This is a genomic window from Microbacterium sp. NPDC056052 (assembly GCF_042266785.1).
Classification (GTDB): Bacteria; Actinomycetota; Actinomycetes; order Actinomycetales; family Microbacteriaceae; genus Microbacterium.
The window spans coordinates 141,206-168,165 of the sequence record NZ_JBHJWV010000006.1; the positions used below are offsets into that span (position 1 = coordinate 141,206).

A 26,960-nucleotide genomic window follows, 5' to 3' on the forward strand; every position below is an offset into this window, starting at 1 on the left:
CCGCACGATGCGACGGGCCCCTTCGGCGGCAGGATTCGGATCAGTAGTGGACGTTGATCTCAGTGCCCTGCGGCGCCCAGTCGAACAGCCACTCGGCGCGCCATTCCGGCATGCCGACGCAGCCGTGGCTCATCGGGGTGCCCCAGTTGTCGTGCCAGTACACGCCGTGCAGCGCCTCGTCGCCGTTGAAGTACATGACCCACTTCACGTCGGGCTGGTAGTAGAACGGCGCCTTGGTCAGGTCGGTGTTGCCCATGTTCTGGCTGTCGAGCTTCCAGTTCACGGCGAAGGATCCGGTGTGGGTCGCGAAGTCGCCGCGTCCCGAGGAGATCAGCCAGGAATCGACGACGTTGCCGTTCTCGGTGACCGTCAGCGTCTCGGTGCTGAGGTTCACGTCGATCTTGCGCAGCAGCGAGGTCGAGTTGAACGGGGTGTCTTTGACGGGCAGGGCGAAGGTGCCGTTGCCCTTGGAGATCTGCGAGGCGAACGCCGCCGCCGTGCCCGACGTGTCGCCGAGCTGGCGGCCGGCGACACCGGGCGTGATGTCGTCGAGCGCCTCGCCCGAGGAGTTCACGACGGTCGTGGCGTTGACCGGTGCGCGGTCGACCTTCGCCGCGAGCGTGTCGATGCTCTTCTGGATGGCCGCCTGGTCTGCGGTGATCGTGAGCTTGCCGTTGTCCGGCGTGACGGTGATCCAGCCGGCGGCGGTCGCCGCGTCGACGGGGACCGTGCGCTCGGTGCCGACGTAGAAGCCGATCGTGGAGAGCATGGTGTTGAGCTGGGCGACCGTGTCGGCCGCGGTCTTGTCGCTGATCGCGGGGGCGATCGGTGCGGCCTTCGCTTCGAAGGCGAGGGAGCTCTGCCCCTTCTCGGACGCCGCGGTGATCGCCGCGGTGAGGGCCTTGAGGTCGATGCCGGATCCGTCCTTCGCGGGCGCCGCCGCGTAGCCGGTGCCGTGGAACGCGACCGTGGCGTCGGTGGCGTCCCGGTAGACCGTGGGGACCTCCGCGCGGAGCGCATGCTCGGCGGCGCGGTCGTCGAGGGTGATGGCGCCGGTGATCGGCGCCGACATCCAGCTGGTGACGTTCCACATGGGATGGTCGGCGAAGGCCTTGTCGGCCAGCTTCGTCGCGTCGATGTGCGCGCCCAGATCGGATCCGGTGACGTGCTTGCCGCCGCCCTCGCCCGTCAGCGTCACCTGCATGGCGTTGAGGTGGTTGCTCACGGCCTCCGCGGCAGCGCCGGGGGTCATGCCGCCGACCTGCACACCGGCGATCGCGGTGCCGGGCGCGATGAGGATCGTCGATGCCGCGCCGAGCCCCAGCGCGAGCACGCCGAGGCCGATGCCGACCCATCGTCCGATGTGGCGCTTCTTGCGCGGAGCGTCCTCGGAGGGCGCCCACTCCGCGTGGCGGTCGCCTGCGCCGTCTCCGGTCGCGGCCTCCGTGGTCGCGTCCGTGCCGTCGACGATCGAGTTCTCCTCTGTCGGAGCCCCCGCTGCCGCTACCAGATCCGTCACGTGCACACCCCCCTTGCCCTTGAGCGTTGTCAGTCTTTCAAGGATACGGGATGCCATATCACAAAACGGCAACGGAAGCACATGGGCGGGCGGGGGCTCCGGATCGGTGGGCGGGGAGGACGCTGTCGGGCGCCGCGCGCGGGAAACACGCGAAGCGGAGGCCGGGATCCGGTAACGTTTGGGTAAACCCGGATCTCGCCGCGCGCGACCGGGCTTGATTTTCACTCTGTTCGTAAGGTGTACTAACAAACATGGTCCCACGGATGAGCGGCATCGCCCGATGAATGCGGAGAGCGGCGATTCGAGCCCGCATCGCTTCGGGTCGGCGCGAAAGCTGCGCACGAGCACCAAGGTGCTCCCCGAGCATGCGCGCGGACACAACCGCGCCCTGGTGCTGCAGATGCTGTATCACTCGGGTGCGATGAGCCGTGCCGACCTCTCCCGCGAGACCGGGCTCACCCGCGTGACGATCTCGGACCTCGTCAGCGAGTTCATCCATGACGGCATCGTCATCGAGAAGGGCATCCGCGAGACCACCGGTCCCGGCAAGCCGCCCATCCTCATCGACATCGATCGCGAGGGCCATCGCATCGTGGGCCTTGACCTGTCCGGCCCCGGCGTCTTCGAGGGTGCGCTCATCAGCCTGGACGGCGTGGTGCTCGAGCGCCGCGAGGTGCCGCGCCCGACCGGCGGCACGGCCGCCTACGAGGCGGCGTGCTCCCTCGCGGAGGAGCTCGTCGGGCTCTCCACCGCGCCCGTGCTCGGCATCGGCGTCGGCGCCCCCGGGATCGTCCGCCCCGACGGGATGGTGCTGAACTCGCCCAACCTGGACTGGGTCGACTTCCCCCTGGAGCGCCTGCTCAGCGCCGCACTCGATCTCCCCGTGCTGGTGCGCAACGACGCGAACGCCGCGGTGCTCGCGGAGTACACGTTCGGCCAGGCGCGCCCCGACATGCTGCTGATCAAGATCGGCCGCGGCGTGGGCGCGGGACTCATCTCCGACAGCCAGCCGCTCGTGGGCAGCCGCTTCGCGGCCGGCGAGATCGGCCACGTCGTCGTCGGCACCGACGGCGGTCCGCGCTGCGCGTGCGGCAAGGACGGATGTCTCGAGGCCTGGCTGAGCGCGTCGCGGCTGCGCGCGCGCATCGCCGAGGATCCTGCGTCCGAGGAGCAGGTCCTGCGCGAGGCCGGAACCCGGCTCGGCGTCGCCATCGCACCGATCGTCGCCGCGCTGGACCTCTCCGAGATCGTGCTGTCCGGTCCCGCCGACCTGCTCGCGGGAACGCTCATCGATGCGGCGATCCGCACGCTCACCGAGCGCACTCTGGAGGGCGTGTTCGACGACGTCGCCATCCGTCTGACGGCCCAGGACGACATCGTGCTGCGCGGGGCCGCGGTCATGGTCCTATCCGGCCAGCTGGGCGTTTCGTGAGCGGGATCCGTGTCGGCCTGGATGTCGGCGGCACCAAGATCGACGCGCTCGCCCTCACCGCGGACGGGGCGATCCTCGCCCGCACGCGCATCCCCACGGGGTGGGGCGATCACGCGGTCGTGACCGCCGTGCACGACGCGGTCGAGGCGCTCGCCGTCGAGGGCGGATTCCCCGTCGCGGACGTGGTATCCGTCGGCATCGGCATCCCCGGCCTGATCGATGCCGACGCCGGGCGGGTGCTGCACGCGGTGAACCTCGGGGTGACCGAGCTCGACCTCGCCGACGCCGTGCGCGTGCGGCTGCCCGTGCCCGTCTCCGTGGAGAACGACGTGAAGGCCGCGGCCCTCGGCGCGGGATCCCTGCGGGGCGACGCGCATTCGATGGCCTATCTCAACCTGGGCACGGGGGTCGCGGCAGGGATCGTGATCGACGGCGCGCTCTGGCGCGGCGCCCACGGCACGGCCGGCGAGGTCGGGCATCTCTCGGTCGACCCCCGCGGGCGGGTGTGCGGCTGCGGACAGCGCGGCTGCATCGAGACCTTCTGCGGCGGAGGCGCCGTCGGCAAGGCTTGGGGGCGCGGCGGCGAACTGCCGCTCCGCGACATCTTCGACCTGGCGGAGCGCGGCGACGCCTTCGCCCTCGAACTACGCGAGGGCGTGGCCTTCGGGGCGGCCTCCGCCGTGCGCAGCCTGGTGCTGAGCGCCGACGTCGAGACCGTCGTGATCGGCGGCGGGGTCACGGCCCTCGGCGACCGCCTCCTCGACGACATCGTCCGCCGGCTGCGCCAGGAGGGCGCGGAGTCGCCGTTCATCGGCTCGTTGCATCTGGATGAGAGGATCGAACTGCTGCCGGCAGGATCCCCGGCGGCCGCGCTCGGCGCCGCCCTGGTGGGAGCCGCGCGGCTGCCCGCCGAGCTCGTCTGAGCGCCGCGTCGAACCCGTACCTCCGAAACCACGCCACCGACACCCACGAGGAGCACCCATGGCCGAAGTCGTCATCGTCGAGAACTCCGCCGCCGCCGGCGAACTGGTCGCCGCAGAGATCGCCCGGCTCATCGGCCGGCGCTCCGACGCGGTCCTCGGACTCGCGACCGGATCCACCCCGCTGCCGGTCTACTCGGCACTGCGGACCCAGCTCGACGGCGTCGACGTGACGCACGTGCGCGGCTTCGCGCTGGACGAGTACGTCGGCATCGATCCCTCGCACCCGGAGAGCTACCGCTCCGTGATCACGCGCGAGGTCGTCGAGCCCCTGGGGCTGACGCCCGCCCTCGTGCACGTGCCGGACGGATCCGAGGACGGCATCGAGCACGCGGGTGCGGAGTACGACGCGAAGATCCGCGCGGCAGGAGGGGTGGACCTGCAGCTGCTCGGCATCGGCACCGACGGCCACATCGGCTTCAACGAGCCGGGCAGCTCCTTCGCATCGCGCACCAGGGTGAAGACGCTCACGGAGCAGACCCGCGAGGACAACGCGCGCTTCTTCGACGCGCTCGACCAGGTGCCACGGCACTGCATCACCCAGGGCCTCGGCACGATCCTGGAGGCGCGCCACCTCGTCCTGCTCGCCTACGGCGAGAGCAAGGCGCAGGCCATCGCGGACGCCGTGGAGGGCCCGCTCGCGGCCATCACGCCGGCCTCGGCGATCCAGCTGCACCCGCACGCCACCGTCGTCGTGGACGAGGCGGCCGCGTCGAAGCTCAGGCTCGCGGACTACTACCGCTACACCTTCGCCAACAAGCCGGCCTGGCAGGGGATCTGACCGCCCTTCGTCTCGCCTTCGGTTCGTTCGGGGACCGCATCATGGATCGGTCCCCGAGCGCAGCGAGACGAAGAGCGCTCAGCGGGTGAGCCCCGGCCACGCCAGCGGGAGCAGGTGCTCCTCGCTGAGCGGGGCGAGCGGCAGCGACTCCGCGTCGGCGGGGGTGATCCAGCGGAGCTCGGCGAGCTCGGCCTGCACCTGCACGTCCGCTGGCTCTGCTGTCGTGGCGAAAGCGGTCGCGACCACGCGGTGGCCCGGCTCGTTCGCGGCCGCGGAGACGAAGACGCCGAGCGGGCGCAGGGCGTCCTCGTCGATCCGCAGGCCGAGCTCCTCGTGCAGCTCGCGCGCGAGGGTCTGCGCAGCGGTCTCGCCGGCTTCGGGCTTGCCGCCGGGCTGCATGAACCGCTCCGTGCCCTGTTTGCGTACTACCAGCACGCGTCCCGCGGCATCGGTGATGATGGCGGCCGAGACGTGGATGTCAGGCATGGGGCTCCTCTGCGTGGGCGGGTGCTGCGGTGTCGGGCTCGGTGATGCGGGCGGCGAAGACCCTGTCCGGTGCGAGTGTTCCCGCCGGATCGAACACCCGCACGATGTCGCGCTGCAACCGCCACTGGTCCTCGCCCAGCTCTTCGGCGAGCCAGCGGCTCTTCAGCGTCCCGATGCCGTGCTCGCCCGTGAGCGTGCCGCCCAGGCGCATCGCTGCGCGGAACAGCTCGTCGGCCGCCTGCCAGATGCGCGGAGGGATCTCGGGCGTCTGCACGATGAAGTTCGGATGCAGGTTGCCGTCACCGGCGTGCGCGACCGTGGGGATCTCGATCCGGTATTCCCGCTCGATGCGCGCGATCTCGTCGAACATCGCCGGCAGCGCGCTGCGCGGCACCGAGACGTCCTCGATGAGCGTGGTGCCCAGTGCGGCCATCGCGGCGTGCATCGATCGGCGGATCCGCAGGAGCTCCTCGCCGCGGGCGGGGTCGTCGGTCACGGTCACCGTGCCGCCGGCCTCGCGCAGCACGGACGCGATCTGCGCGGCCTCGACCGCCGCCGAGCGCCCGTCGGTCTGGATCGTCAGCTGGGCCACGCCCGCGGCCGGCGGATCCAGATCGAGCAGCGCGTGCACCGCAGCGAGGCAGCGGGCGTCCATGAGCTCCATGATCGCGGGCTCCGCGCCCGAGGCCGTGACGGCCGCGGATCCGCGCGCCGCATCGTGCACCGTCGGGAAGGTGGCGACGATCGTGCACGGCGCGCCGGGCACGACTCGGCGGAGCTTCAGTGTGGCGCCGACGATCACGCCGAGCCGGCCTTCGGATCCGATCACGAGCGACGTGAGATCGAGGCCGGTCACGCCCTTCACGCTGCGGTGCCCCAGATGTAGCAGGCGGCCGTCGGCGAGCACGAGGTCGATCGCCAGGACGGCATCGCGCACGACGCCGTACTTCGCGCAGAGCAGCCCTCCGGCGCCCGTGGCGATGTTGCCGCCGATCGTCGAGATGTCGCGACTGGCGGGGTCCGGCGGCCACCAGAGCCCGTGTTCGGCGAGGACCGCATCGAGTTCGGCGTTCAGGATGCCGGGCTCCACCACCGCGAGGAGGTCGTCGGGGCGGATCTCGAGCACCCGCCGCATCCGCAGTGTGGACAGCACGATCTCTCCGGCGCCCGCGATCGCGGCGCCGGCGAGTCCGGTGCCCGCGCCGCGCACCACGACGGGCGTGCCGGTCTCCTGCGCGATGCGCAAGGTCGCCTGCACATCGGAGACGGATTCGGCGTGCACGACGGCGAGGGGCACGCTCGGGGAGGCGTGACCCGACCGGTCGGCGCGCGCCGCCTCGAGGGCGGCGTCCGTGGTGTCGGCGCGGTCGCCCAGCGCGATGCGGAGCCGATCCAGCACGGCGGCGGTCATCGCGACCTCAGGACAGGGAGCGGCGGCCGGCCATGAGCCCGGTCGCGATCGCGACGACGGCGAACCCGAGTCCGATCCAGGTCTGCCCCATGGTCCACCAGGCGACGGTGACCGCCGCGTAGAGGAGCAGTTCGACGGCGGCGCGCACGAACGGGTGCACGACGAGCACGGGCCGCGGCGAGAGGAACAGGGCCCACAGCAGCAGCGTGACGACAGGAGCGCCGATCGCAGCGACGAGGTTCCAGGGGAGCGTCCACGCGGCCAGCCCCCACAGCACGAGCGATGCGAGCGCGGCGACCAGGACGATCACCCGGACGATGTCGAGCGCGGTGGCGCGGGGGAGCACACCCTGTTGCAGGGGGAGCGACGGGGTCGCTCCGGGATTCTGGGCGGGGGTGTCGGCGGACATGCCGACAATTCTACGCGCCAGGAGCGGGGTCGACGGCGGGCTCCGCGGGGGCGGACGGCTCCGTGGTCGTGGAGGTGCTCGTCGGAGCAGCGGCCTCGGGGGCGGCAGGCTCGGTCGGTGCCGGAGCAGGCTCGGCCGGGGCCGGGGCCGGCTCGATGGGCGCCGGGGCGGGCTCGGTGGGCGCCGGCTCGGTCGCCGGAGCGCCGGTCTCCAGGGTCTCGGTCGGCGTCGCTGCGGGAACGGATCCCGAGGTCTCGGCGGGAGGCGGCGTGGTCGCCACCGGATCGGTGACAGGCTCCCCGGGGATCGGCTCCGGCGGGTTGAGCCAGCACTGAGGCCAGGTCACCGGCGCGAACCTGCCGAGATCGAACACGGCGGATCCGCCCGTCTTGTCTCCGAGGACGTAGGTGAACGTGACCTTCGTCCCGCCATTGACCTGGTCATAGGTCGGGAAGAGCACGACGAGACCCTTGCCGGCTGCGTCGAGCGTCGTGTCGCGGGTCGAAGCCGTGTCGAGCGAGGGCCGCACGGTCGCGCCGGGAACGCCCGTGATCGCGATCGACACCTGCACCCGCTTCTCGAGCACCGGAAGGAACGGCCCGCAGGTGAGCGTGGCGGTGTCGATGACCGGAGCGGTGGCCGGCGGAGTCGACGGGTCGGTTCCCGGATCCGTCCCGGGGTCGGTGCCGGGATCCGTCCCGGGGTTCGTGCCGGGATCGGTTCCAGGGCCGGTACCCGGCTGGCCCGGCTCCACGGGGGTGACGGGAGCGGGTTCGCTCGCGGGCTCGTTCTTCGGGAGCTCCACCGGAACGCTCACGATCGGCTTCGGCTTCTCCGGCAACGGTGCGGGGTCGGGAGCGGGGGCGGGCGCCGGTGCGGTGATCGGCACGTTCGTGGGAGGAGAGACCTGCGCGACGATGCCGGACTCGCTCTGATCCGAGGCGGAGGGGGCGGAGGTGGATGCGGGGTTCGCCGTGAACCCCGGCACCACGGCCGCTGCGACGATCGCGCCGGCGATCACCAGGGCCACCGAGCCTGCGCCGACGAGGGCGCCGAAGCCGGCGACGGCTCCTCCGGCCGACCCTCCGGAGCCGGCGGATCCGGCAGCGCCTGCGGTGCTGCCGTGCGCCGCGGCTCCGGCCGCGCTCGCGGCGCCGTGACCGGCGGCTCCGGCCGCGCCGACACCGGCCGAGCCGGCGACGACGGCGCCCTGCACGACGCTCGAGGGCATCGCGGCGAGGGCGACGATCGGAGCGGACCCGCTCTGCAGCATCGCGAGGTAGGCGCCGGAACCGCCGATGCCGAGCACGAGGGGCAGCAGCACGAAGGCGAGACGGTGCGAGACCTCCTTGGCCTCGGCCGCAACGATCAGGCAGCGCGCGCACTCGCCGAGGTGGTTCTCCAGCTTGGTGCGGTCCCGCACTCCGAGGTTGCCGCGCGAGTAGGCGCCGAGGCGCTCGATGGCCCATTCGCAGACCGATCCGGCCTCGGCGGTGCTCAGGTGCGCCTGGATCCACGCCTCGCGCAGGCCCTCGCGCGCCCGGAAGGCGAGCTGGGCCGTGGCGCCGGCGGTCATGCCCAGCAGCGGCGCGATCTCGCCCGGCTTCATCTGCTCGATCTCGGAGTACCAGAGCACCTCCTGCCAGCGCGAGGGGAGGCTGCGGAAGGCCTGTGCGGACAGACTGCGGTCGAGCGCGTCGTTCGCGGCCTGGTCGGTCGAGGCGGGGTCGGCGACCGTGTCGAGCTCGTCGATCGGGGCCTCACGGCGTGCGCGTCCCCAGCCGGCCGCGGTGTTGCGGATGCTGGTGAACAGGTAGGCGCGGAAGGAGCCGGTCGGGCCGCCGCCCTTCTGGATCGCCTGGTAGATCCGTGCGAACGCCTCCTGGACGAGATCGTCCGCGTCGAACACGTTCGTCATCGACCGCGCCACGGTGATGCCCGATGCATAGTGCCGACGCCACAGCTCGGCGTAGGCGCCGGCGTCGCCGGACCGGGCGCGCAGCACGAGGTCGGCGTCGCTCCGCGCCGATTCGGGCGCGGTATTGCTCGGTGAAATGGTGTGGTCGGTCATCTCTCGGTTCTCAGGTCGGAAGCGTGCTCATCAGAAGAGACGCAGACCCCTGGTTTTCATCACGCGGATTCTTCATTCTTCACCCTTGAGGAGGAACGCGCCAGGGCAGGAACGAAATCGTCGGTGGTCGTCACGGGGTCGCGCGCCTCGGACTCGGTCCCGAGGCGCGTGAGACAGCGTCTCAAAACTTTTCTGAAGAAATCTTGCGAACTCGCGTAATGGAACCTGAACCCCGCCATCTCTCCTGTCAGAGACAGTCTGCGTGGGCCACCGGGGGGCGGCGAGCACAGGCTCCGGCGGATGGGGATCCGCCGGCGGGGTCGGCCCGGCACCTCGGGGGAGGAGTTCCGGGCCGACCCGCTCTGACAAGGGGGAAGACCTCTGATCGGGTACGGAGGTCTCTGGGGAGATCGCGGGAGGGGACCGCCGCTGGGGAGCGGCGGCCCCGCCCGGATCGAGGGTGCAGGTCAGCGCCGCAGCGGCGCGCCCGTCCATACGGCCGCGACGTCGAGGTCCGCGGTCAGCAGCACCGCATCCGCGAGACGGCCCGGTGCGAGCTCGCCCAGCTCGTCGGCCACGCCGATCGCCCGCGCGGGGGTGCCCGTGAGGGCGAGCACGGCGTCGGCGAGCGGGACGCCGGCCTCGACCGCACGACGCAGCGCCACGTCCTGCGTGAGCGTGGAACCGGCGATCGATCCGCTGTCCACCCTGGCCACGCCGTCGAGGACCGTCACGTGCAGGGAGCCGAGCATGTAGTCGCCGTCCGCGGATCCTGCTGCCGCCATCGCATCGGTGACCAGCGCGACCCGCCCTGGCGCCTCATCGAACACGAGCTTGATGACCTGCGGGTGCAGGTGGATGTTGTCGGCGATGGCCTCGAGCGTCACGCGCTCGTCGTGCGCGGCGGTGAGCACCGGACCGGGATTGCGGTGGTGCACCGGGCGCATCGCGTTGAACGCGTGCGTGAGGATCGTCGCGCCCGCGTCGAACGCGGCGCGCATCGTGTCGTCGTCCGCGTCGGTGTGTCCCACCGCAGCCGCGGAGCCCGCGGCGACGATGAGGCGGATCGCCTCCAGTCCTCCGTCGAGTTCGGGGGCGACGGTGACCTGGCGCACGGTGCCGCGTCCCGCGTCGAGCAGGCGCTGCACGTCGGCGGCGGCCGGAGCGCGCAGCAGCTCGGGGTCGTGCGCGCCCATGTGGCCCGGGTCGAGGAAGGGCCCCTCCAGGTGCGAGCCGAGCAGATCCTGATCGGTCCGCATGAGGTCGGCGACCATGCCCACGCGTTCGGCGAGCTCGTCGAGGGTCGCGGTGATCAGTGAGACGACGGCGCGCGTGGTGCCGTGCGCGCGGTGCATGGCGCGGGCCGTGCGGATCGCGTCGACGCCGTCGTCGAAGGCCGCGCCGGCGCCGCCGTGGCTGTGGATGTCGACGAAGCCGGGGGTCAGGATCGCGCCGTCGCCCGCCGCCTCGCGCGCATCCACGACCGCGTCGGCGGGCGCCCAGCCGGACCCCGTGCCGCGCGCCGCGACGGATCCGTCCTCGAACCGCACCCAGCCGTCCTCGATCACGGAGCCGCCGGAGACGATGCGGGCGGAATGGATGACGAGCGACCCCTGCGCGGAGCTCTCGGTGCGGACGGTCATGCGGTCTCCTCGGTGCTCGGGGCGGATGCGGGGTGGTTCTCGGGCTGGGGGACGCGCTCGTCGTCCTGCTCCGGGTCGTCGTCCAGCGCGGCGCGGTCGACGGCGATGCCGGAGGCCTCCCAGGCGGGGACCAGCTGCGCGACCCTGGTGCGGAACGAGCGCCAGGAGCGCTCTGGTCCATTCTGCGCCGACCAGCCGATCTCCGCCTGAGCGGCGATGCGCGGGAACGCGAGTCCGTCGGCTTCGGCGAGCGTGGTGACGGACTCGGTCCACAGCGGCGCCTCGATGCCGAGGATCGACGCGGCGGGAACCCCGTCGATCACCGCCGCGGGATCCCAGTCGTACGACTGGCGCAGCGGCACGATGCCCGCCCAGGCGAGCCCCCGCGGGTGATCGGCGCGCGGCTTCATATCGAGATAGGCGCGGTCGGAGGGCGACAGGATGAGCGCGCCGCCGCGCTCCACGAAGCGGCGGGCGTGCGCCGCGTGGTCGCCCTGCGGCACGGCGGATCCCCAGTACTGCCCGATCATGCCCGGCACGAGGCCGTCGACGGCGCCCGCCTCGTGCCAGGCGACCGGCGTCTTCCCTGTCGCCGCGGCCAGGCGGCCCGCCCGCTCGAAGAAGAGCGCGAAGTCGGCGGCGGACGTGCCGAGGCACTCGTCGCCCCCGATGTGGAGGTAGGGGCCCGGCATCAGCTCTGCGACCTCGGCGAGCACGTCGCGGATGAGGTCGTAGGTGCGCTCCTCGTGGATCTTCACCGAGGAGTGCCCCACGCCCCAGGCCGCATAGTGCACGCCGTGCACGGGCAGCGGCTGGTTCAGCGCGGCCGCCTCGGTGACGTTCGCCTCGGTGATCGCCGGGAGCTCGACGAGGTCGGGGTAGCCGAGGCCGATCGCGTGGGTGTGCCCCGGCAGGTCGATCTCGGGCACGACCGTCAGGTGCCGTGCGGCGGCGTAGGCGACGATCCGGCGGACGTCGTCCTTCGTGTAGAAGCCCCCTGGGCCTCCGGTCGCGTCGCCGCCGGATCCGGCGCCGGTGAGCTGCGGCCATGCGTCGATGCGGATGCGCCAGCCCTGGTCGTCCGTGAGGTGCAGGTGCAGGTGGTTGTACTTGAGCGAGACGGCGCGGTCGATCCAGCGCTCGACGTCGGCGACGCCGAAGAAGTGGCGGGCGACGTCGAGCATGACGCCCCGGTAGCGGAAGCGCGGGGCGTCCTCGATCCGGACCTCGGGGACCGACCAGCCCGCCTCGTCCACATGCTCTGCGGATCCCTCGCTCGGGCGTTCGCCGCGTCGCAGCAGCTGCAGCAGCGTGCGGGTGCCGTAGAAGAGTCCCGCGGCGTCGTGCCCGGTGATGCGGATCCGCCCGCCGCCGGCGTCCAGTGTGTAGCCCTCGTCGGATCCTCGCGTCGCGTCGATCCCGAGCGCGACATCCGTCGCCCCCGTGTCGCTCAGCGCATCGGGGCCGAGCAGCGCCTCCCACTCCCCGCGCAGCAGCGCGACCGCGTCGGGATCGCCGCTGAGCCGGACGGAGGCGAGCGGGACGGACCCTTCGCCGAGCTGAACGGAGGAGGGGAACGGGATGAGCGACGGTGCATCATGCAGGACCATGAACAAAACGTACCGTGCCCGGGCGGGAGCGCGCAGGCACACTCGCGTCATCCCCCTCCGGATCCCCATCCTGATCCGGTAGGCTCGTCCATGTCGCGACTGGCGTCTGGGTGGGTCACCACCGGGGAGCGACCGTCATGGATTCGACCGCGCGCCTGGGCCGATGAGCACCCTTCTCTTCGCAACCGTCAAAGGAGCACGCCATGACCGACCGTTTCTTCAACGCGCCTCTCTCCGAGGTGGATCCCGAGATCGCCCAGGTCCTCGACCGTGAGCTGAAGCGCCAGCAGACGTTCCTCGAGATGATCGCCTCGGAGAACTTCGTCCCCGTCTCGGTCCTGCAGTCGCAGGGTTCCGTGCTGACCAACAAGTACGCAGAGGGCTACCCCGGGCGCCGGTACTACGGCGGCTGCGAGGAGGTCGACGTCGCCGAGGAGCTCGCGATCGCCCGCGCCAAGGAGCTGTTCGGCGCCGAGTTCGCGAACGTCCAGCCGCACTCCGGCGCGACGGCGAACGCCGCCGTGCTGCACGCGATCGCCCGCCCAGGCGACACCCTGCTCGGCCTGTCCCTCGACCAGGGCGGCCACCTCACGCACGGCATGAAGATCAACTTCTCCGGGCGGCTCTACGACATCGTCGCGTACGGCGTGAACCCGGAGACCTCGACCATCGACATGGACGAGGTGCGCCGCCTCGCCCTCGAGCACAAGCCCAAGGTCATCATCGCCGGCTGGTCCGCCTACCCGCGCACGCTCGACTTCGCCGCGTTCCGCGAGATCGCCGACGAGGTGGGCGCGCTGCTCTGGGTCGACATGGCCCACTTCGCCGGACTCGTCGCCGCGGGCCTGCACCCGAACCCGGTGCCGCACGCGCACGTCGTCTCCTCGACCGTGCACAAGACCATCGGCGGCCCCCGCTCCGGCTTCATCCTCACGAACGACCCCGAGATCGCGAAGAAGATCAACTCCGCCGTCTTCCCCGGCCAGCAGGGCGGTCCGCTCATGCACGTGATCGCCGCCAAGGCGACAGCGTTCAAGATCGCCGGCACCCCGGAGTTCAAGGAGCGCCAGGAGCGCGTGCTGCGCGGCGCGGCCCTCATCGCCGACCGCCTCTCGCAGCAGGACGTGAAGGACGCGGGCATCGCCGTCCGCTCCGGCGGCACCGATGTGCACCTCGTGCTCGTCGACCTGCGCGATGCCGAGATCGACGGCAAGCAGGCCGAGGACCTCCTGCACGACATCCACATCACGGTGAACCGCAACGCCGTCCCGAACGACCCGCGTCCGCCGATGGTCACCTCGGGTCTGCGCATCGGCACCCCGGCGCTCGCGACCCGCGGCTTCGGCGACGCCGAGTTCACCGAGGTCGCCGACGTGATCGCCCTCGCGCTGCAGCCCGGCGCCGACGTCGAGGCGCTGCGCTCCCGCGTGGACGCGCTCGCGGCCGCCTTCCCGCTCTACCCGGACCTGCAGCAGTAACCCCACGGATCGATTCCTGACCGCGAGACTGCATCTCCGCGACGAGACTGCGGCCGAGAGCTGCAGTCTCGTCGCCCAGTTGCAGTCTCGCGGTCGAAAGAACTGCGGAGGCTTTGAAGGAGTTTGACAATGACCGCGAAGATCCTGGATGGAAAGGCCGCTGCGGCCGAGATCAAGGCCGAGCTCACCGAGCGGGTCGCCGCGCTGAGGGAGAAGGGCATCGTCCCCGGCATCGCCACGGTGCTGGTCGGGGCGGACCCGGCGTCGCAGCTGTACGTGGGGATGAAGCACCGGCAGTCCGAGGAGATCGGGATGAACTCGATCCAGCGGGAACTGCCCGCCGACGCCACGCAGGCCGAGGTCGAGGCCGTCATCGACGAGCTCAACGCGGATCCGGCGTGCCACGGCTACATCGTGCAGCTGCCGCTGCCGAAGCACCTCGACACCGACGCGATCCTCGAGCGGATCGACCCCGCGAAGGACGCCGACGGCCTGCACCCGACCAACCTCGGCCGACTCGTGCTGAACGTGAACGCGCCGATCCGCACGCCGCTGCCCTGCACGCCGCGCGGCGTGATCGAGCTGCTGCTGCGCAACGACTACGACCTCAAGGGGAAGCACGTCGTGGTCGTCGGCCGCGGCGTCACGATCGGACGCCCGATGGGACTGCTGCTCACGCGCCGTGACATCAACGCCACCGTCACCCAGGTGCACACGGGTACGCCCGACATGTCGCCGTATCTGCGCGAGGCCGACGTCATCGTCGCCGGCGCAGGGGTCAAGCACCTCATCACCGCGGCGGACGTCAAGCCCGGCGCGGCGGTGCTCGACGTGGGCGTGACGCGCGAGACGGATCCCGAGACCGGAAAGAACAAGGTCTACGGGGATGTGGATCCCGCGGTCGCCGAGGTCGCCGGCTGGATCTCGCCGAATCCCGGCGGCGTGGGCCCGATGACGGTCGCGCTGCTCATGACGAACGTGGTCGAGGCCGCGGAGCGCGTCGCGGTCTGAGCCGAAGACGGGGAAAGGGCGGATCCGATTGGTCGGATCCGCCCTTTCCGCGTATGGGGATCGGGAAGCTCAGCCGAGCTCGTCGAGCATGCGGCGCTGCTCCGGAGTGAGCCCGTCCTTGAGCTCCTCACGCCCCGCGGCGGTCGCCGGCGACGACGTGGCGGGCGGAGCGGACGAGGCCGGGGCGGCGGATCCGCGTCGGGATCCCGAGATCTTCGCCCCCGCGGCGTCGTACAGTTCGCCGGCCTTGCGGGACAGCGCGTCGTCGATCTGGTCGTAGACGACCCAGCCGATCAGCAGGATCACCGGCGGGAGGATCCAGCCCCAGAGGTTTCCGGCGCGCACGCCGCTCAGCCAGACCGTGAGCAGCCAGATGAGGAACTCGACCACGAACACGGCGAGGTACTGCACGACCTTGGTGCCGCCGGCCGACAGGGAGGTCGCGGTCCTCTTCAGCAGCGGCTTGAGGAAGAGCGTCGCCAGGGTCAGGATCACGGATGCCCACAGCGCGTGCAGCCCGACCCTCGCCGGCGTCAGCCAGCCGATCACGAGCAGCACGACGACGTTGAAGACGTAGAGAGAAGCGAACCGCACGATCAGATTCCTCATGCGTCCAGACTGTCATGCGGCGGGGCGAGCGGGAAGGCGGGCGTGTCGCGCGTCGTCATTCGGTCGCGCGTCGTGATGCGGGAGTGCGTATGGTCAGCGGCCGGGGTGCACCGCGGCGATCGCGTCGAGCACCGCGGCGTACACGGCGTCGGCGTCGATCCAGGGCGGGGCGACGCGCGCGAGCTCGAGGCTGACCGCGCCGTGCACCTGCGCCCAGACGGCCAGCGTGCTGCGCAGGTCGACGCTCTCGTCGACCCTGCCCGCGCCGGTGAGGGTGCGGGCGAGGGGGAGGAGCGCATCCAGCTCCGGATCGGACTCCGGATCGCCGCCCCCGTCGGCGGCGCCGCCGGCGATGCCGTGCGGCGCCCCGGCGATCGCCCCGCTGAACATGAGGCGGTAGCGGTCGGGATGCTGCAGCGCCCACGCGCGATACGCCTCGCCGAGGGCGCGCAGGCCCCGGGGTTCCGCCTCGCGCTGCGCCAGGGCGAACGAGGCGAACGAGTCCGCGACCACGGCGGTGATCAGATCCGCCTTGCTGCCGAACAGCGAGTAGACGGCCGACGTCGAGGTCTCGGCTCCCCCTGCCACCTCGCGCACGGAGAAGCGCTCAGGACCGTCCCGGTCGATCATCGCGGAAGCGACCTCGATCAGTCGGGAGCGCAGGTTCGCGTCGTGTGTGATGGGTCTTGCCATGGAAGGAATCCTATCGTAACGTCGTTCCATAACATTGTTCTATAACAACGTTCGAGAGGAACGGCGATGACTGAGAAGGTCTTCCCCGGTCGGTACACGGCGGCCGTGGACCGCAGCGACATCACGGTGTTCGTCATCGGGATGCGGGCGAACAAGTGGTGGCAGCTGGGTCGCGTGCAGCGCGTGGCGCGGCAGATGCCGAAGATGCTGCGGCATCTCGCGCGGCATCCGGAGGCGGGCATGCTCGGCTGCGAGAGCTGGCTGGGGCGCACGACGATCCTGCTCTCGTACTGGGAGAGCCCGGAGCATCTGCAGCGCTTCGCCGCCGACCGCGACGCCCCGCACCTGCAGCCGTGGCGCGACTTCATGCGCACGCTGCTCGGATCCGGCAGCGTCGGCGTCTGGCACGAGACCTACCAGGTGTCGGCCGGGGAGATGGAGGCGATCTACGCCGACATGCCGCTGTTCGGACTCGCCGCCGCCACGGCGCACGAGCCGGTCGGCGCCGGCCGGAACACCGCCCGCCAACGGCTCGGTCGCTGAGAGGGGCGCGGATCCGCCGCAGAGGAGACCCCGCGGGCTCAGGGCGTGCCGGGCAGGCCGAGCACGCGCATCGCGAACCAGAGCAGGCCGAACAGGAGCACCACGGCGGTTGCGGCGACGCCGAGGGCCGTCGCGGTCCGGGGCATGCGTCGGCGCAGCAGCAGGAGCGGCGGGAGGACCACCAGGATGACGGCCAGCTGCACCGCCTCGATCCCCAGGTTGAAGACGAGGAGCGACCACAGCAGCGTCCACGACCACGGTTCCTCGATCTTCAGCGCGGTCGCGAAGCCGAGCCCGTGGATGAGCCCGAAGCCGAACACGATCCCGAGGCGCAGCAGGGAGGCCCACCGGGTGGGCGGGGGCGCCGGCTCTCCGCGGCGTCGCGCCGCGCCTCGGAGGCGCTCCTCCCAGAGATGCCAGCCCGCGACGGCCGCGATCGACAGCGCGATCGCGGGCTCCACCGCGTTCGCCCCGATGTGCACGAGACCCAGGGTGGCGAGCAGAAGGGTGATCGAGTGCGCGACCGTGAAGCACGTCGCCGCGAAGACCACGTCGCGCAGGCGCCGTGAGCTGATGATGAGCGCGAGGAGGAAGAGGATGTGATCGATCCCGGTCAGCAGGTGCTCGGCGCCGAGGAGGAAGAACTCGGCGAAGCGCTCCGTCCAGGGCTGCGCGGTCGAGAACCGCGGATGCGCGGCGTCGAGGGCGGCACTGCCCCGGTGGCCGTCGAGGGCGTAGGTCACGATCGTCTTCGTGTCGGTGACCATTCCCTCGGAGTCGGGGAACAGGGCGCTGCGCACGACGAAGGCGCCGCCGTGACCGGCGGCGCACGCATAGCGCACCGCGAAGCGCGCGTAGTCCGTCGCGTCCCTGGCGTGGAATGCGGCGGGGTCATCGGGGTGCGGCACGCATTCCGCGCCGCCGTCGACCGCGACGCGGAAGCGCGCCGTCGTGTAGGCGAGGATGGCCGCGGCGTGGTCGGCGAGCACCTGGTCCTCGGCGCCCTGCCGAGGGTGCCCGATGGCGTCGGCGAAGAGCGCGGGGTCGTCCTGCGCCGTGGCGGCGGACGCGCTGAGCAGCTGGTACTGCAGATCGAACTCGACGCGGACGTCGGTCGGGCTCGCCGCGGTCAGGTCCGCATACGCGACGGTGGTCACATGCGCCGCAGCCGGGCCGGCGGAGAGCAGGAGCGCGGCGGCGACGAGTGCGAGGACGACCGCGACGCGCGGGGCCGAGCGCATCGACGGGCGCTTCGGGGCGTCCGGGTCAGGCCTGCGGGGGCTGCCCGAGCTGCGACTCGACGCCGGCGATGCGGGCGTACTCGTCGAAGCGGAACGTAGCGCTGCCGCTCGCGTCGCTGACGATCGCCGCCGAGTAGGCTTCGTCGGCCCACTGCATGGTCCAGCCCGCGAGCCGGGCCAGGTCCCACACCGAGGAGCGCGCGTCGGAGAGCGTCAGCTCCGAGAGGATCCGCGGCAGCGCGATGACGGCGTCGGCGACCGTGAGCGGAGGAAGCGGAGCGTCGAGCAGGAACACGGCCCGCGTGCCGCTGCCGACCGGCGCGGAGTAGTACGGCGAGCGTCCGGTGATCTCCTCGGCGATCGCGCCGATCTGGTGCGCGGCGCCGGTGATCCAGCCATCCAGGTCCGCGTCGGTCTCGGCCGGGAACGGCAGCTCCGCGTTCGAGAGCTCGTCGATCGAGTACGTCGTGCCGTAGTCGCGCAGGCTCGCGATCGACGGGTCGGATCCGCCCTGGGGGTGCGCCCAGGCCCACATCAGCGAGCGGGGTCCCGGGGCGATCGTGGCGACGAGCGACGTGCGCGCGACGAGCCGACGGCTCGGATCCGTCTCGGACGTGAAGGTGAGGGTGCCCGCCGCGAGATCGACGTCCCAGCGGTGCTCGCCCAGGGCGGCGGTCGCAGTGACCAGCTGGTCCTGGCGGAGGGCGGCGAACAGCGCCGCGCGGTCGGCGAGGGGCGCGAGGGCGGGGAAGGTCATGCCCTCATCCTGCCGCGGACGCCTATGAATGCGCCAGTCAGGCGCCGCCCGAGACGGGCTCGCGCTCGGCGACCGGGACCCTCGCCCGTCCCATGCGCCAGATGCTCGGGACCAGCATCGTGCCCAGGGCGATCACGGCGTAGACGATCGCCGAGCCCACCATGAGCGCCGTCACGTCCGCGCGTGCGATCAGCCAGCCGAACGCGAGCGTGCCGATCGGCATCGCGATGAAGCTCCCCAGCATGTCGTAGCTGGACACCCTGGACAGCTTCTCCTCGGGGATCTGCTCCATCATCGTGACGTTCCATCCGGTGCTGAACACCTCGACGCCCGCTCCCGCGATGAAGGCCGCCGCCACCAGGAGCAGCACCGAGGGGTGCACGCCCAGGAGCGTGAGCGGGATCGCCAATGCGCTCATCCCCAGCATGCCGAGCCGCAGCGGACGCCGCAGCGGCAGCCAGAGCAGCAGCAGCGTCATCACCAGCACGCCGGCGCCCTCCGCGCTGACGACCCATCCCCACCCGACGATGCCGAGGAGCGGGTCGTTCTTGGCGATGTACGGACCCGCGACGCCCCAGGCTCCGACGTGGATCGCGTTGAGGACCATGAACGCGAGCACGACGATCCAGAGCCACGGGCGGGACCAGAACTCGCGCCAGCCGTCGTGAAGGTCGTGGAAGAGCCCTGCGCGCTGTCCGCGGACCGGCGGCGGCAGACGCACGAGCGCCAGGAAGACGATCGCGAGCGCCCAGCCGGCCGCCTGGATCACCATGACCCAGGCGGGGCCGGCGAGGGCGACGATGCCTCCCGCGACGACCGGGCCCGCGATCGTCGTGGCGGACCGGGCGAAGGACAGCAGCGCGTTCGCCTGCTGCAGATGGCCGGGTGCGGTCAGCTGCGGGATGAGGCCCTGCATCGCGGGCATCACGAACGCGGCCGAGGCTCCGTTCAGTGCGGCGAGTCCGGCGAGCAGCGGCACGGTGGCGGTGTGCGTGAAGAGCAGGGCGGCCGTGGTGCCGATCGAGAGGATGTCCACGACGTAGCTGGTCTGGATCACGAGCGCGCGCGGCAGCCGGTCCGCGACGACGCCGCCGAGCAGCAGGAAGACGATGTTCGCCACGGTGAACGCGGTGAGCACGATCGAGAGCGCGCCGGCGTCGTTGTCGATGCTCAGCACCGCGAACGCGAGAGCGATCGAGGACATCGAGCCCGTGACGAGCGTGAGGGTGCGCGCGAGGAAGAACCAGCGGAACCCGCGGTCCTGCAGCGCGGCGAGGGCCTTCTTCATCCGCCCCATCCTGGCAGGTCCGGTCGGTCCGGCCGTTCTCCCTCCGGGTTCGAAGCGCGCGAGCGGCCCTGGAATCCGCTCGGATACGGCCATCTGCGCACTTTGTTTCCGTTGCGCCGCTCAACGGGCCCGGCGGGGGCGGCGCCGCGGCGGAGGAGAAGGACGGGGGTCAGTAGCTGGCGGCGGGGCCCGAGCCCGGGGCCGGGAGGAAGCGGGTCGCGAGGGCCTCGGAGGCGCGGGCGAGCAGGGCGACGTCGGCGCCCACGGCGACGAAGGAGGCGCCCGCGGCGATGTACCCGTCGGCCGCGACCGGGTCGAACGCGTTCACGCCGACCGGCGTCCCCTCGGCGGCCACCGCGGTGAACACGTGCTCGACCGCGGCGACGACATCCGGGTGCGTCTGCTGTCCGAGCAGCCCCATCGACGCGGCCAGGTCGGAGGGGCCGACGAACACCGCGTCGACGCCGTCGACGGCGGCGATCTCGGCCGCCGCCGCCACGCCCGCCGCGGTCTCGATCTGCACGGTCAGGGACACGTGCTGCGCGGCCTCGACGAGGTAGCCCTCGACGCGGTTCCAGCGGGCGCTGCGGGCCAGGGCGGATCCGACGCCGCGGACGCCCGCGGGCGGGTACCGGGTCGCCGCCACCGCGGCGCGCGCCTCGTCGGCCGACGAGACCATCGGCACGATGAGGTTCTGCGCGCCGAGGTCGAGCACCTGCTTGATGGTCACGGGGTCGTTCCAGGGCACGCGCACGAGGGGAGTGATCGGGTAGGCGGCGACGGCCTGCAGCTGCACCTGGAGCGAATCCAGCGTGTTGGCGGAGTGCTCGCCGTCGATGAGCAGCCAGTCCAGACCGCTCCCGGCCGCGATCTCGGTCACGAGCGAGCTGCCCGTGCACGACCACATCCCGATCAGAGCGCGGTCGGCGCCGGCCAGGTGCTCGCGGAAGGTCGGATTCAGACGAAGCGGCATTCGATCGTTCCCATCGGTCCGTAGTCGCACAGCACCTCGTCGCCGCGCGCCACCCACATCGGGCGCGTGAACGATCCTGCCAGGATGATCTCGCCCGCCTCGAGACGCGCGCCGTGCTGATGGAACTTGTTCGCGAGCCAGGCGACGCCGGTGGCCGGGTGACCCAGCACGCCGGCGGCGACCCCGGTCTCCTCGATCTCGCCGTTGCGACTCAGCACGCCGGGCACCCAGCGCAGGTCGATCTCCTCGGGGCGCTTGTGCACGGTGCCGAGCACCATGGCGCCGTACGCGGCGTTGTCGCTGATCGTGTCGACGATCGTGCGGCCCTCGAGCTCGATGTGCGAGTTGAGCACCTCGAGCGCCGGCACGGCGTAGTCGATCGCGGCGAGGGCGTCCTCGAGCGTGCAGTCGGGGCCGGAGAGCGGCTCCTTCAGCACGAACGCGAGTTCGACCTCGATGCGCACGTTCGAGAAGTGATCGACCGGGATCTCGGATCCGGAGGGGTACACGGTGTCGTCGAACATCACGCCGTAGTCGGGCTCCGTGATGCCGGTGGCCTGCTGCATGGCCTTCGAGGTGAGGCCGATCTTGCGCCCCACGAGCCTGCGCCCTGCGGCCACCTGCGCGTCGCGCCAGACGCCCTGGATCGCGTACGAGTCCTCGACGGTCGCCGCGGGGTGGCGCGCCGTGATGCGCGGGATCACGCCGTGCGTGCGGTCGGCCTCGGCGAGCTCTGCGGCGAGCGCGGCGATGGTGGATTCGGGGAGCATCAGATCCTCTTTCCGTCTCGTTCTTCTTCGTTGTACACGCTCGGCCGTACACCTGCGGGCGAGGTGAGGCGGAGGGCGCAGGGGCTTCCTGTCAGAACGCATCGGGGTGAGGGGTCCCCGTTGAGCGTCCTGACAGGAAACCCCGGAGTCCGGAGCCGGACTCCGGCTCCGGACTAGAGCTGGTGGCCGAGCTTGTACTCGCCCTGCTTCCACTCCGGCATGGCCTCCTCGTCGGCGGGCCGGGTGTAGCTGAACCCGTCGGCGCCGATCGTGACGGCCATCTCGCTGGAGTCGGTGCGGGCCACGACCGGCTGCGGGTTGCCGTCCAGGTCGAGCACGAGCGAGGCGTCGGTATACCAGGACGGCACGACGGGGTTGCCCCACCAGTCGCGGCGCTGGTTGTCGTGCACGTCCCACGTGATCACCGGGTTGTCGGGGTCGCCCGTGTAGTAGTCCTGGGTGTAGACCTCGACGCGGTGGCCGTCGGGGTCGCGCAGGTACAGGTAGAACGCGTTGCTCACGCCGTGGCGGCCGGGGCCGCGCTCGATCGCGTCGGAGCGGCGGAGGGCGCCGAGCTTGTCGCAGATCGCGAGGATGTTGTGCTTCTCGTGCGTCGCGAAGCACACGTGGTGCATGCGCGGGCCGTCGCCGCCCGTCATGGCGGTGTCGTGCACGGTGGGCTTGCGGCGCATCCACGCGGCGTAGACCGTGCCCTCGTCGTCCTGGATGTCCTCCGTGACGCGGAAGCCGAGGTCCTGCATGTACTTCACGGCGCGCGGCACGTCGGGCGTGACCTGGTTGAAGTGGTCCAGGCGCACGAGCTCGCCGGGGATGTGCAGGTCGTAGCGCCAGCTCATCCGCTCGACGTGGTCGGTCTGGTAGAAGAACTCGTACGGGAAGCCGAGCGGATCCACGACGCGTACCGAGTCGCCGATGCCCTTCACGAAGCCGTCCGGGTTGCGGCGCACGTCGCAGCCGAGCTCGGTGTAGAACGCGACGGCGAGGTCGAGATCCTCCGGCGTCCGCACGCGGTACGAGAACGCGGCGACCGCCGCGACCGGGCCCTTGCGCAGCACGAGGTTGTGGTGGATGAACTCCTCGGTCGAGCGGAGGTAGATCGCCTTGTCGTCCTCCTCGGTGACGTACAGGCCGAGCACGTCGACGTAGAACACCCGCGACGCGGCGAGGTCGGTGACGACGAGCTCCATGTACGCGCAGCGGAGCACGTCCGGCGGCGGGGAGGAGGGGGTGGCGACCGGGTTGTCGGTCGTGATGGGCGCCTCCTGGCTGGTGAAGAAGCCCGAGGAGGTGAGCGTCATGTCTGCACGATTGGTCATGTCAGCGTCCTTGCGTGATGAGTTTCGGGATCCGGTCAGCGGGGATCCGGGTCGTCGAGATCCTGCTCGGTCGGCGGTACCTGCTTGCCGAACACCGGGTTGTGCGGGGCGCCGAGCGTGATGTGCACGCTCTGCTGGTCGGTGTAGAAGTCGATCGAGCGGTAACCGCCCTCGTGACCGAGTCCGGAGGCCTTCACGCCGCCGAAGGGGGTGCGGAGGTCGCGCACGTTGTTCGAGTTGAGCCACACCATGCCGGCCTCGACGGCGCCCGCGAAGTTGTGCGCGCGCTTGAGGTCGTTGGTCCAGATGTAGGCGGCGAGGCCGTAGCGCGTGTTGTTCGCGAGGGCGAGCGCCTCTTCGTCCGTGTCGAAGGGGGTGATCGCGACGACCGGGCCGAAGATCTCCTCCTGGAAGATCCGGGCGTCCGGGGCGACGTCGGCGAACACGGTCGGAGCGACGTAGTTGCCCGTCGGGAAGCCCTCGGGGCGCCCGCCGCCGGCGACCAGGCGACCCTCGCCCTTGCCGATCTCGACGTAGCTCATGACCTTGTCGTAGTGCTCCGGGTGCACCAGGGCGCCGACCTCGGTCGTGGGGTCGTGCGGCAGGCCGACCTTGACGCGCTTCGCCTGCGCGGCGTAGCGCTCGACGAACTCGTCGTAGACGTCGCGCTGCACGATGATGCGGGATCCGGCCGTGCACCGCTCGCCGTTCAGCGAGAACACGCCGAAGATGCAGGCGTCGATCGCGGTGTCGAGGTCGGCGTCGGCGAACACCACGGCGGGGCTCTTGCCGCCGAGCTCCATGGACAGGCCCTTCAGGAACGGCGCGGCGTTGCCGAAGATGATCTGGCCGGTGCGGCTCTCGCCGGTGAACGAGATGAGCGGCACGTCGGGGTGCTTGACGAGCGCGTCGCCCGCGTCCTCGCCGAGGCCGTTGACGAGGTTGAAGACGCCCTTCGGGAGGCCTGCCTCCTCGAAGATGCCCGCCCACAGGGAGGCAGACAGCGGGGTGAACTCCGCGGGCTTCAGCACGACCGTGTTGCCGGTGGCGAGCGCCGGGCCGAGCTTCCACGACTCGAGCATAAACGGGGTGTTCCACGGCGTGATGAGCCCCGCGACGCCGATCGGCTTGCGGTTGACGTAGTTCATCTGCTTGCCGGGGACCTTGAACGCGTCGTCGGCCTGCGCGACGATCAGATCGGCGAAGAAGCGGAAGTTCTCGGCGGCGCGGCGGGCCTGGCCCAGCGCCTGCGTGATCGGGAGGCCCGAGTCGTAGGACTCCAGCTCGGCGAGGCGCGCATCCCGGGACTCGACGATGTCGGCGATCCTGTGCAGCACGCGCGACCGCTCGCGGGGGACCATGCGCGGCCAGGGGCCCTCGTCGAAGGCGCGCTTGGCGGCGGCGACGGCGCGCTCGATGTCGGCCTTCTTGCCGGCGGCGGCGAGCACGTAGGTCTCGTTCGTGACGGGGTTGAGCACCTCGAAGGTGTCGCCGTCGAGGGAGTCGACGAACTCGCCGTCGATGTAGTGCTGGATCTTCTCCGGCAGATCTGCCGGGGCGTAGGCGTCGGTCATCATCGTCCTTCCGGGTGGTTCGGGTGGCTTCGGTGGTGCGGTCAGAGGATCTCGGGGTGCAGCGCCGCAAGGAACGCGTCGCGCGTGCGCCAGCGGTGATTGCGGGCGGCGAGCTCGATCTCGAGCGGATCCGCTCCGGTGCGGATCAGCTCCACGATCTGGATGTGCTCCTCGACGGAGTGCTCGGCGCGTCCCGGCACGAAGGCGAACGTCGACTCGCGGATGCCGCTCAGGCGGGCCCAGCCGCGCTGCACGAGGTCGAGGATGTGCGGGTTCGGGCACGGCTCGTAGAGGACCGAGTGGAACTGACGGTTCAGCTCGGTGAACCGGTGCGCGTCGAAGTTCTCGAGCAGGCGGGTCATGCGGTCGTTGACCTCGAGCGCACGGTCCAGCGCGGCCGCGTCCAGGAGTGGGGCGGACAGCGATGTCGCCGCGCCCTCGACCAGGCCCAGCGTCTGCATCGTGTGCGCGTACTCGCTCTCGTCGACGAGCGTGACCCGGGCGCCGACGTTGCGCTCGAACGTGACGAGCCCCTCGGCCTCGAGCCGGCGGATCGCCTCGCGCACCGGGACCACGCTCATGCCGAGCTCGTCCGCGATCGTGCCGAGCACGAGGCGGAAGCCGGGGCCGTAGGCGTGGGAGGCGATGCGCGCGCGGATCCAGGCGTACGCCTGCTCCGACTTGCTGCCGGTGAGGACCTCGGACATCAGTCGTCCTTCGTCTCGCTGCGCTCGCTCAGGAACCGGTCGGCCTGCACGGCGTCGTACTTCGCACGCCAGGCGGCGTTCATCGGGAAGAGCCCGTCGACGGCGTGACCGGCCTCGACCTGCTCGGCGATCCAGGCGTCCTCGTCCTCCTGGGCGAGGGTGGCGTCGACGACCTCCTCGACGAGGGCGGGCGGGATCACGATCACGCCGTCGCTGTCGCCGACGATGATGTCGCCCGGCTGCACCGTTGCCCCGCCGCAGGCGATCGTCACGTCGACGTCCCACGGGACGTGCTTGCGGCCGAGCACGGAGGGGTGCGCGCCCTGCGAGAACACGGGCAGGCCGATCTCCGCGACCGCCGCGAAGTCGCGCACGCCGCCGTCGGTGACCACGCCGGCGGCGCGGCGGGCCTTGGCGCGCAGCGCGAGGATGTCGCCGAGCGTTCCGGTGGTGGCATCGCCGCGGGCCTCGATCACGATGATCTCGCCCTCGTCCACGGCGTCGAAGCAGCGCTTCTGCGCGTTGTAGCCGCCGCCGTGGCTCTTGAAGAGGTCCTCACGGGCGGGGACGAAGCGCAGGGTCTTCGCCGTGCCGACGATCTTGGCGCCGGGCAGATTGGCCGAGACGCCGTCGATGAAGCACGCGTGCAGCCCGCGCTTGCGCAGCTGGGCGCTGAGGCCGGCGGTCGGAGCGGCGATGAGCTTGGCGCGGAGCTGGGCGTCGAGCCCGGAAGCCGCGGGCCTCGCGGCGGGCACCTCGGCCGGCGCCTCATCGGGGAGGCCGGCCTCTTCGCGCGAACCCCAGGCCTCGGCGCGCTGCAGGTCGTCCACAGCGGGAAGGGATCCGAGGGCGCCGTCGAAGGGGACGGTGCCCTGCGTGACGGTCGTGCGCAGTCCGCCGGAGGTGAGCGTCTTGGAGGAGTGCGGGGCATCGACCTCGACCACGACCACGTCTCCTGGGACGATCACGCTGGATCCGGCCGGGGTTCCGGTGAGGATGACGTCGCCGGGCTCGAGCGTGAAGTGCTGGGAGAGGTCGGCGATCAGCTGCGGGAGCGGGAACAGCAGGCCGCTGGTCTCGTCGTCCTGGCGCAGGTCGCCGTTCACCCAGGCGCGCACGCGCAGCTCGGCGGGGTCGACCTCGGACGCGGGGATGAGGTCGGGGCCGATCGGGGTGTAGCCGTCGCCGCCCTTGGAGCGGACGTTCGAGCCCTTGTCGTTCGCACGCAGGTCGTACAGGCCGAGGTCGTTCGACGCGGTCACCCAGGCGACGTGCGCCCAGGCGTCCTCGACGCTCACCCGGTGGGCGGGGGTGCCGATGATGAGCGCGATCTCGCCCTCGAAGGCGAGCAGCTCGGTGCCGGCGGGACGTTCCACGACGCCGTCGGTGCCGGCCACGGAGGAGGACGGCTTGAAGAAGTAGGAGGGGGAGGCGGGAGTGCGTCCGCGCTGGTCGGCACGTGAGCGGTAGTTGAGGTGGATCGCGATGATCTTGCCGGGCCGGTCGATCGGTGCGGACATGGGCGCCTCCTCGCGCGGTGGGGTGCCAGGGAGGGTGCTCCTTGGCTTCGTATTCGAAATCGTATATCATCGGGTCGAGCCCGGCAAGCATGGGTTCCGGATCCGTCCGCAGGATCC

Annotated in this window: 24 protein-coding genes and 1 riboswitch; of the genes, 6 read left to right on the top strand and 18 right to left on the bottom strand. The window is 71.4% G+C overall.

Features of this window, described 5'->3' with window-relative positions; genetic code table 11:
- Nucleotides 1–40: 40 nt before the first annotated feature.
- Nucleotides 41–1,519 (bottom strand): L,D-transpeptidase family protein, encoded by a 1,479-nt coding sequence (locus ACFC1J_RS12995; protein WP_375906568.1) that lies wholly within the window; start codon nucleotides 1,517–1,519, stop codon nucleotides 41–43.
- 280 nt (nucleotides 1,520–1,799) lie between these two features.
- Here ACFC1J_RS12995 and ACFC1J_RS13000 point away from each other — a divergent pair, with 280 nt between their 5' ends.
- Genes ACFC1J_RS13000 through nagB form a run of 3 tightly spaced genes read left to right on the top strand, consistent with a single transcriptional unit; the run spans nucleotide 1,800 to nucleotide 4,712 of the window.
- Nucleotides 1,800–2,951: an ROK family protein gene (locus ACFC1J_RS13000; protein WP_375906571.1), complete on the top strand. Its 1,152-nt coding sequence runs from the start codon at nucleotides 1,800–1,802 to the stop codon at nucleotides 2,949–2,951.
- Between the two features lie 5 nt (nucleotides 2,952–2,956).
- On the top strand, nucleotides 2,957–3,874 hold the full coding sequence (locus ACFC1J_RS13005; protein ID WP_375907013.1) for an ROK family protein: 918 nt from the start codon (nucleotides 2,957–2,959) through the stop codon (nucleotides 3,872–3,874).
- A 58-nt stretch (nucleotides 3,875–3,932) separates the two neighbouring features.
- Nucleotides 3,933–4,712: a glucosamine-6-phosphate deaminase gene (gene nagB, locus ACFC1J_RS13010; protein WP_375906574.1), complete on the top strand. Its 780-nt coding sequence runs from the start codon at nucleotides 3,933–3,935 to the stop codon at nucleotides 4,710–4,712.
- A gap of 78 nt (nucleotides 4,713–4,790) precedes the next feature.
- On the opposite strand, the gene ACFC1J_RS13015 is transcribed toward nagB, so the two are convergent.
- The 6 genes from ACFC1J_RS13015 to ACFC1J_RS13040 form a co-directional block, all read right to left on the bottom strand.
- On the bottom strand, nucleotides 4,791–5,198 hold the full coding sequence (locus ACFC1J_RS13015) for an NUDIX domain-containing protein (protein WP_375906577.1): 408 nt from the start codon (nucleotides 5,196–5,198) through the stop codon (nucleotides 4,791–4,793).
- Entirely contained in the window at nucleotides 5,191–6,609 is a 1,419-nt protein-coding gene (locus ACFC1J_RS13020; protein ID WP_375906580.1) for an FAD-binding oxidoreductase, read from the bottom strand. Before ACFC1J_RS13020 ends, ACFC1J_RS13015 begins: the two co-directional genes overlap by 8 nt.
- 7 nt (nucleotides 6,610–6,616) lie before the next feature.
- On the bottom strand, nucleotides 6,617–7,018 hold the full coding sequence (locus ACFC1J_RS13025) for a YrdB family protein (protein ID WP_375906583.1): 402 nt from the start codon (nucleotides 7,016–7,018) through the stop codon (nucleotides 6,617–6,619).
- 10 nt (nucleotides 7,019–7,028) lie between these two features.
- Nucleotides 7,029–9,089, bottom strand: coding sequence for a sigma-70 family RNA polymerase sigma factor (locus ACFC1J_RS13030; RefSeq protein ID WP_375906585.1), 2,061 nt, complete (start codon nucleotides 9,087–9,089; stop codon nucleotides 7,029–7,031).
- A 467-nt stretch (nucleotides 9,090–9,556) separates the two neighbouring features.
- Nucleotides 9,557–10,732, bottom strand: a complete 1,176-nt coding sequence (gene nagA, locus ACFC1J_RS13035) for an N-acetylglucosamine-6-phosphate deacetylase (RefSeq protein WP_375906588.1) — start codon at nucleotides 10,730–10,732, stop codon at nucleotides 9,557–9,559.
- A complete protein-coding gene (locus tag ACFC1J_RS13040; protein WP_375906591.1) occupies nucleotides 10,729–12,342 on the bottom strand; it encodes a beta-N-acetylhexosaminidase in 1,614 nt (537 codons plus the stop codon). Before ACFC1J_RS13040 ends, nagA begins: the two co-directional genes overlap by 4 nt.
- Nucleotides 12,343–12,427: 85 nt before the next feature.
- Nucleotides 12,428–12,510: riboswitch (ZMP/ZTP riboswitch) on the top strand.
- 35 nt (nucleotides 12,511–12,545) lie between these two features.
- Here ACFC1J_RS13040 and glyA point away from each other — a divergent pair.
- Together glyA and ACFC1J_RS13050 are read left to right on the top strand one after the other, a co-directional pair.
- Nucleotides 12,546–13,820: a serine hydroxymethyltransferase gene (gene glyA / locus ACFC1J_RS13045; protein ID WP_375906594.1), complete on the top strand. Its 1,275-nt coding sequence runs from the start codon at nucleotides 12,546–12,548 to the stop codon at nucleotides 13,818–13,820.
- A 129-nt stretch (nucleotides 13,821–13,949) separates the two neighbouring features.
- Entirely contained in the window at nucleotides 13,950–14,831 is an 882-nt protein-coding gene (locus tag ACFC1J_RS13050) for a bifunctional methylenetetrahydrofolate dehydrogenase/methenyltetrahydrofolate cyclohydrolase (RefSeq protein WP_375906597.1), read from the top strand.
- Between the two features lie 69 nt (nucleotides 14,832–14,900).
- Here the strand turns inward: ACFC1J_RS13050 and ACFC1J_RS13055 are convergent, their stop codons facing one another.
- Nucleotides 14,901–15,440 (bottom strand): hypothetical protein, encoded by a 540-nt coding sequence (locus ACFC1J_RS13055; protein ID WP_375906600.1) that lies wholly within the window; start codon nucleotides 15,438–15,440, stop codon nucleotides 14,901–14,903.
- Between the two features lie 93 nt (nucleotides 15,441–15,533).
- Nucleotides 15,534–16,133, bottom strand: a complete 600-nt coding sequence (locus ACFC1J_RS13060; RefSeq protein ID WP_375906602.1) for a TetR/AcrR family transcriptional regulator — start codon at nucleotides 16,131–16,133, stop codon at nucleotides 15,534–15,536.
- A gap of 66 nt (nucleotides 16,134–16,199) precedes the next feature.
- Here ACFC1J_RS13060 and ACFC1J_RS13065 point away from each other — a divergent pair, with 66 nt between their 5' ends.
- The gene (locus ACFC1J_RS13065; protein WP_375906605.1) at nucleotides 16,200–16,676 is read left to right on the top strand and encodes a DUF4188 domain-containing protein; all 477 of its coding nucleotides are present in this window, start codon (nucleotides 16,200–16,202) and stop codon (nucleotides 16,674–16,676) included.
- Nucleotides 16,677–16,714: 38 nt separating this feature from the next.
- On the opposite strand, the gene ACFC1J_RS13070 is transcribed toward ACFC1J_RS13065, so the two are convergent.
- The 9 genes from ACFC1J_RS13070 to ACFC1J_RS13110 form a co-directional block, all read right to left on the bottom strand.
- A complete protein-coding gene (locus ACFC1J_RS13070) occupies nucleotides 16,715–17,917 on the bottom strand; it encodes a HupE/UreJ family protein (protein WP_375906608.1) in 1,203 nt (400 codons plus the stop codon).
- Nucleotides 17,918–17,942: 25 nt separating this feature from the next.
- Nucleotides 17,943–18,674 (bottom strand): DUF6882 domain-containing protein, encoded by a 732-nt coding sequence (locus ACFC1J_RS13075; RefSeq protein ID WP_375906611.1) that lies wholly within the window; start codon nucleotides 18,672–18,674, stop codon nucleotides 17,943–17,945.
- Between the two features lie 37 nt (nucleotides 18,675–18,711).
- Complete coding sequence (locus ACFC1J_RS13080) at nucleotides 18,712–19,962, bottom strand: MFS transporter (RefSeq protein ID WP_375906614.1); 1,251 nt, start codon at nucleotides 19,960–19,962, stop codon at nucleotides 18,712–18,714.
- A gap of 169 nt (nucleotides 19,963–20,131) precedes the next feature.
- The gene (locus ACFC1J_RS13085) at nucleotides 20,132–20,935 is read right to left on the bottom strand and encodes an HpcH/HpaI aldolase/citrate lyase family protein (RefSeq protein ID WP_375906617.1); all 804 of its coding nucleotides are present in this window, start codon (nucleotides 20,933–20,935) and stop codon (nucleotides 20,132–20,134) included.
- Nucleotides 20,920–21,705 carry a 2-keto-4-pentenoate hydratase gene (locus tag ACFC1J_RS13090; RefSeq protein ID WP_375906620.1) on the bottom strand — a complete coding sequence of 262 codons (786 nt, stop codon included), beginning with the start codon at nucleotides 21,703–21,705 and terminating at the stop codon, nucleotides 20,920–20,922. The genes ACFC1J_RS13085 and ACFC1J_RS13090 overlap by 16 nt, the downstream gene beginning before the upstream one ends.
- A gap of 173 nt (nucleotides 21,706–21,878) precedes the next feature.
- Nucleotides 21,879–23,042: a 3,4-dihydroxyphenylacetate 2,3-dioxygenase gene (hpaD, locus tag ACFC1J_RS13095; protein ID WP_375906623.1), complete on the bottom strand. Its 1,164-nt coding sequence runs from the start codon at nucleotides 23,040–23,042 to the stop codon at nucleotides 21,879–21,881.
- Nucleotides 23,043–23,077: 35 nt separating this feature from the next.
- On the bottom strand, nucleotides 23,078–24,616 hold the full coding sequence (gene hpaE, locus ACFC1J_RS13100; RefSeq protein ID WP_375906626.1) for a 5-carboxymethyl-2-hydroxymuconate semialdehyde dehydrogenase: 1,539 nt from the start codon (nucleotides 24,614–24,616) through the stop codon (nucleotides 23,078–23,080).
- 41 nt (nucleotides 24,617–24,657) lie between these two features.
- The gene (locus tag ACFC1J_RS13105; RefSeq protein WP_375906629.1) at nucleotides 24,658–25,323 is read right to left on the bottom strand and encodes a GntR family transcriptional regulator; all 666 of its coding nucleotides are present in this window, start codon (nucleotides 25,321–25,323) and stop codon (nucleotides 24,658–24,660) included.
- Nucleotides 25,323–26,843: a fumarylacetoacetate hydrolase family protein gene (locus tag ACFC1J_RS13110; protein WP_375906632.1), complete on the bottom strand. Its 1,521-nt coding sequence runs from the start codon at nucleotides 26,841–26,843 to the stop codon at nucleotides 25,323–25,325. The genes ACFC1J_RS13105 and ACFC1J_RS13110 overlap by 1 nt, the downstream gene beginning before the upstream one ends.
- Between the last annotated feature and the right edge of the window lie 117 nt (nucleotides 26,844–26,960).

Bases quoted from the DNA above. Each gene is read 5' to 3' on its own strand.
- ACFC1J_RS13015 (WP_375906577.1), bottom strand. From the start codon at position 5,198: ATGCCTGACATCCACGTCTCGGCCGCCATCATCACCGATGCCGCGGGA.
- ACFC1J_RS13110 (WP_375906632.1), bottom strand. From the start codon at position 26,843: ATGTCCGCACCGATCGACCGGCCCGGCAAGATCATCGCGATCCACCTC.
- glyA (WP_375906594.1), top strand. From the start codon at position 12,546: ATGACCGACCGTTTCTTCAACGCGCCTCTCTCCGAGGTGGATCCCGAG.
- nagA (WP_375906588.1), bottom strand. From the start codon at position 10,732: ATGACCGTCCGCACCGAGAGCTCCGCGCAGGGGTCGCTCGTCATCCAT.
- ACFC1J_RS13060 (WP_375906602.1), bottom strand. From the start codon at position 16,133: ATGGCAAGACCCATCACACACGACGCGAACCTGCGCTCCCGACTGATC.
- ACFC1J_RS13070 (WP_375906608.1), bottom strand. From the start codon at position 17,917: ATGCGCTCGGCCCCGCGCGTCGCGGTCGTCCTCGCACTCGTCGCCGCC.
- ACFC1J_RS13065 (WP_375906605.1), top strand. From the start codon at position 16,200: ATGACTGAGAAGGTCTTCCCCGGTCGGTACACGGCGGCCGTGGACCGC.
- nagB (WP_375906574.1), top strand. From the start codon at position 3,933: ATGGCCGAAGTCGTCATCGTCGAGAACTCCGCCGCCGCCGGCGAACTG.
- ACFC1J_RS13105 (WP_375906629.1), bottom strand. From the start codon at position 25,323: ATGTCCGAGGTCCTCACCGGCAGCAAGTCGGAGCAGGCGTACGCCTGG.
- ACFC1J_RS13025 (WP_375906583.1), bottom strand. From the start codon at position 7,018: ATGTCCGCCGACACCCCCGCCCAGAATCCCGGAGCGACCCCGTCGCTC.
- ACFC1J_RS13040 (WP_375906591.1), bottom strand. From the start codon at position 12,342: ATGGTCCTGCATGATGCACCGTCGCTCATCCCGTTCCCCTCCTCCGTT.
- ACFC1J_RS13075 (WP_375906611.1), bottom strand. From the start codon at position 18,674: ATGACCTTCCCCGCCCTCGCGCCCCTCGCCGACCGCGCGGCGCTGTTC.
- hpaD (WP_375906623.1), bottom strand. From the start codon at position 23,042: ATGACCAATCGTGCAGACATGACGCTCACCTCCTCGGGCTTCTTCACC.
- ACFC1J_RS13090 (WP_375906620.1), bottom strand. From the start codon at position 21,705: ATGCTCCCCGAATCCACCATCGCCGCGCTCGCCGCAGAGCTCGCCGAG.
- ACFC1J_RS13000 (WP_375906571.1), top strand. From the start codon at position 1,800: ATGAATGCGGAGAGCGGCGATTCGAGCCCGCATCGCTTCGGGTCGGCG.
- ACFC1J_RS13080 (WP_375906614.1), bottom strand. From the start codon at position 19,962: ATGAAGAAGGCCCTCGCCGCGCTGCAGGACCGCGGGTTCCGCTGGTTC.
- ACFC1J_RS13020 (WP_375906580.1), bottom strand. From the start codon at position 6,609: ATGACCGCCGCCGTGCTGGATCGGCTCCGCATCGCGCTGGGCGACCGC.
- hpaE (WP_375906626.1), bottom strand. From the start codon at position 24,616: ATGACCGACGCCTACGCCCCGGCAGATCTGCCGGAGAAGATCCAGCAC.
- ACFC1J_RS13050 (WP_375906597.1), top strand. From the start codon at position 13,950: ATGACCGCGAAGATCCTGGATGGAAAGGCCGCTGCGGCCGAGATCAAG.
- ACFC1J_RS13055 (WP_375906600.1), bottom strand. From the start codon at position 15,440: ATGAGGAATCTGATCGTGCGGTTCGCTTCTCTCTACGTCTTCAACGTC.
- ACFC1J_RS13085 (WP_375906617.1), bottom strand. From the start codon at position 20,935: ATGCCGCTTCGTCTGAATCCGACCTTCCGCGAGCACCTGGCCGGCGCC.
- ACFC1J_RS13030 (WP_375906585.1), bottom strand. From the start codon at position 9,089: ATGACCGACCACACCATTTCACCGAGCAATACCGCGCCCGAATCGGCG.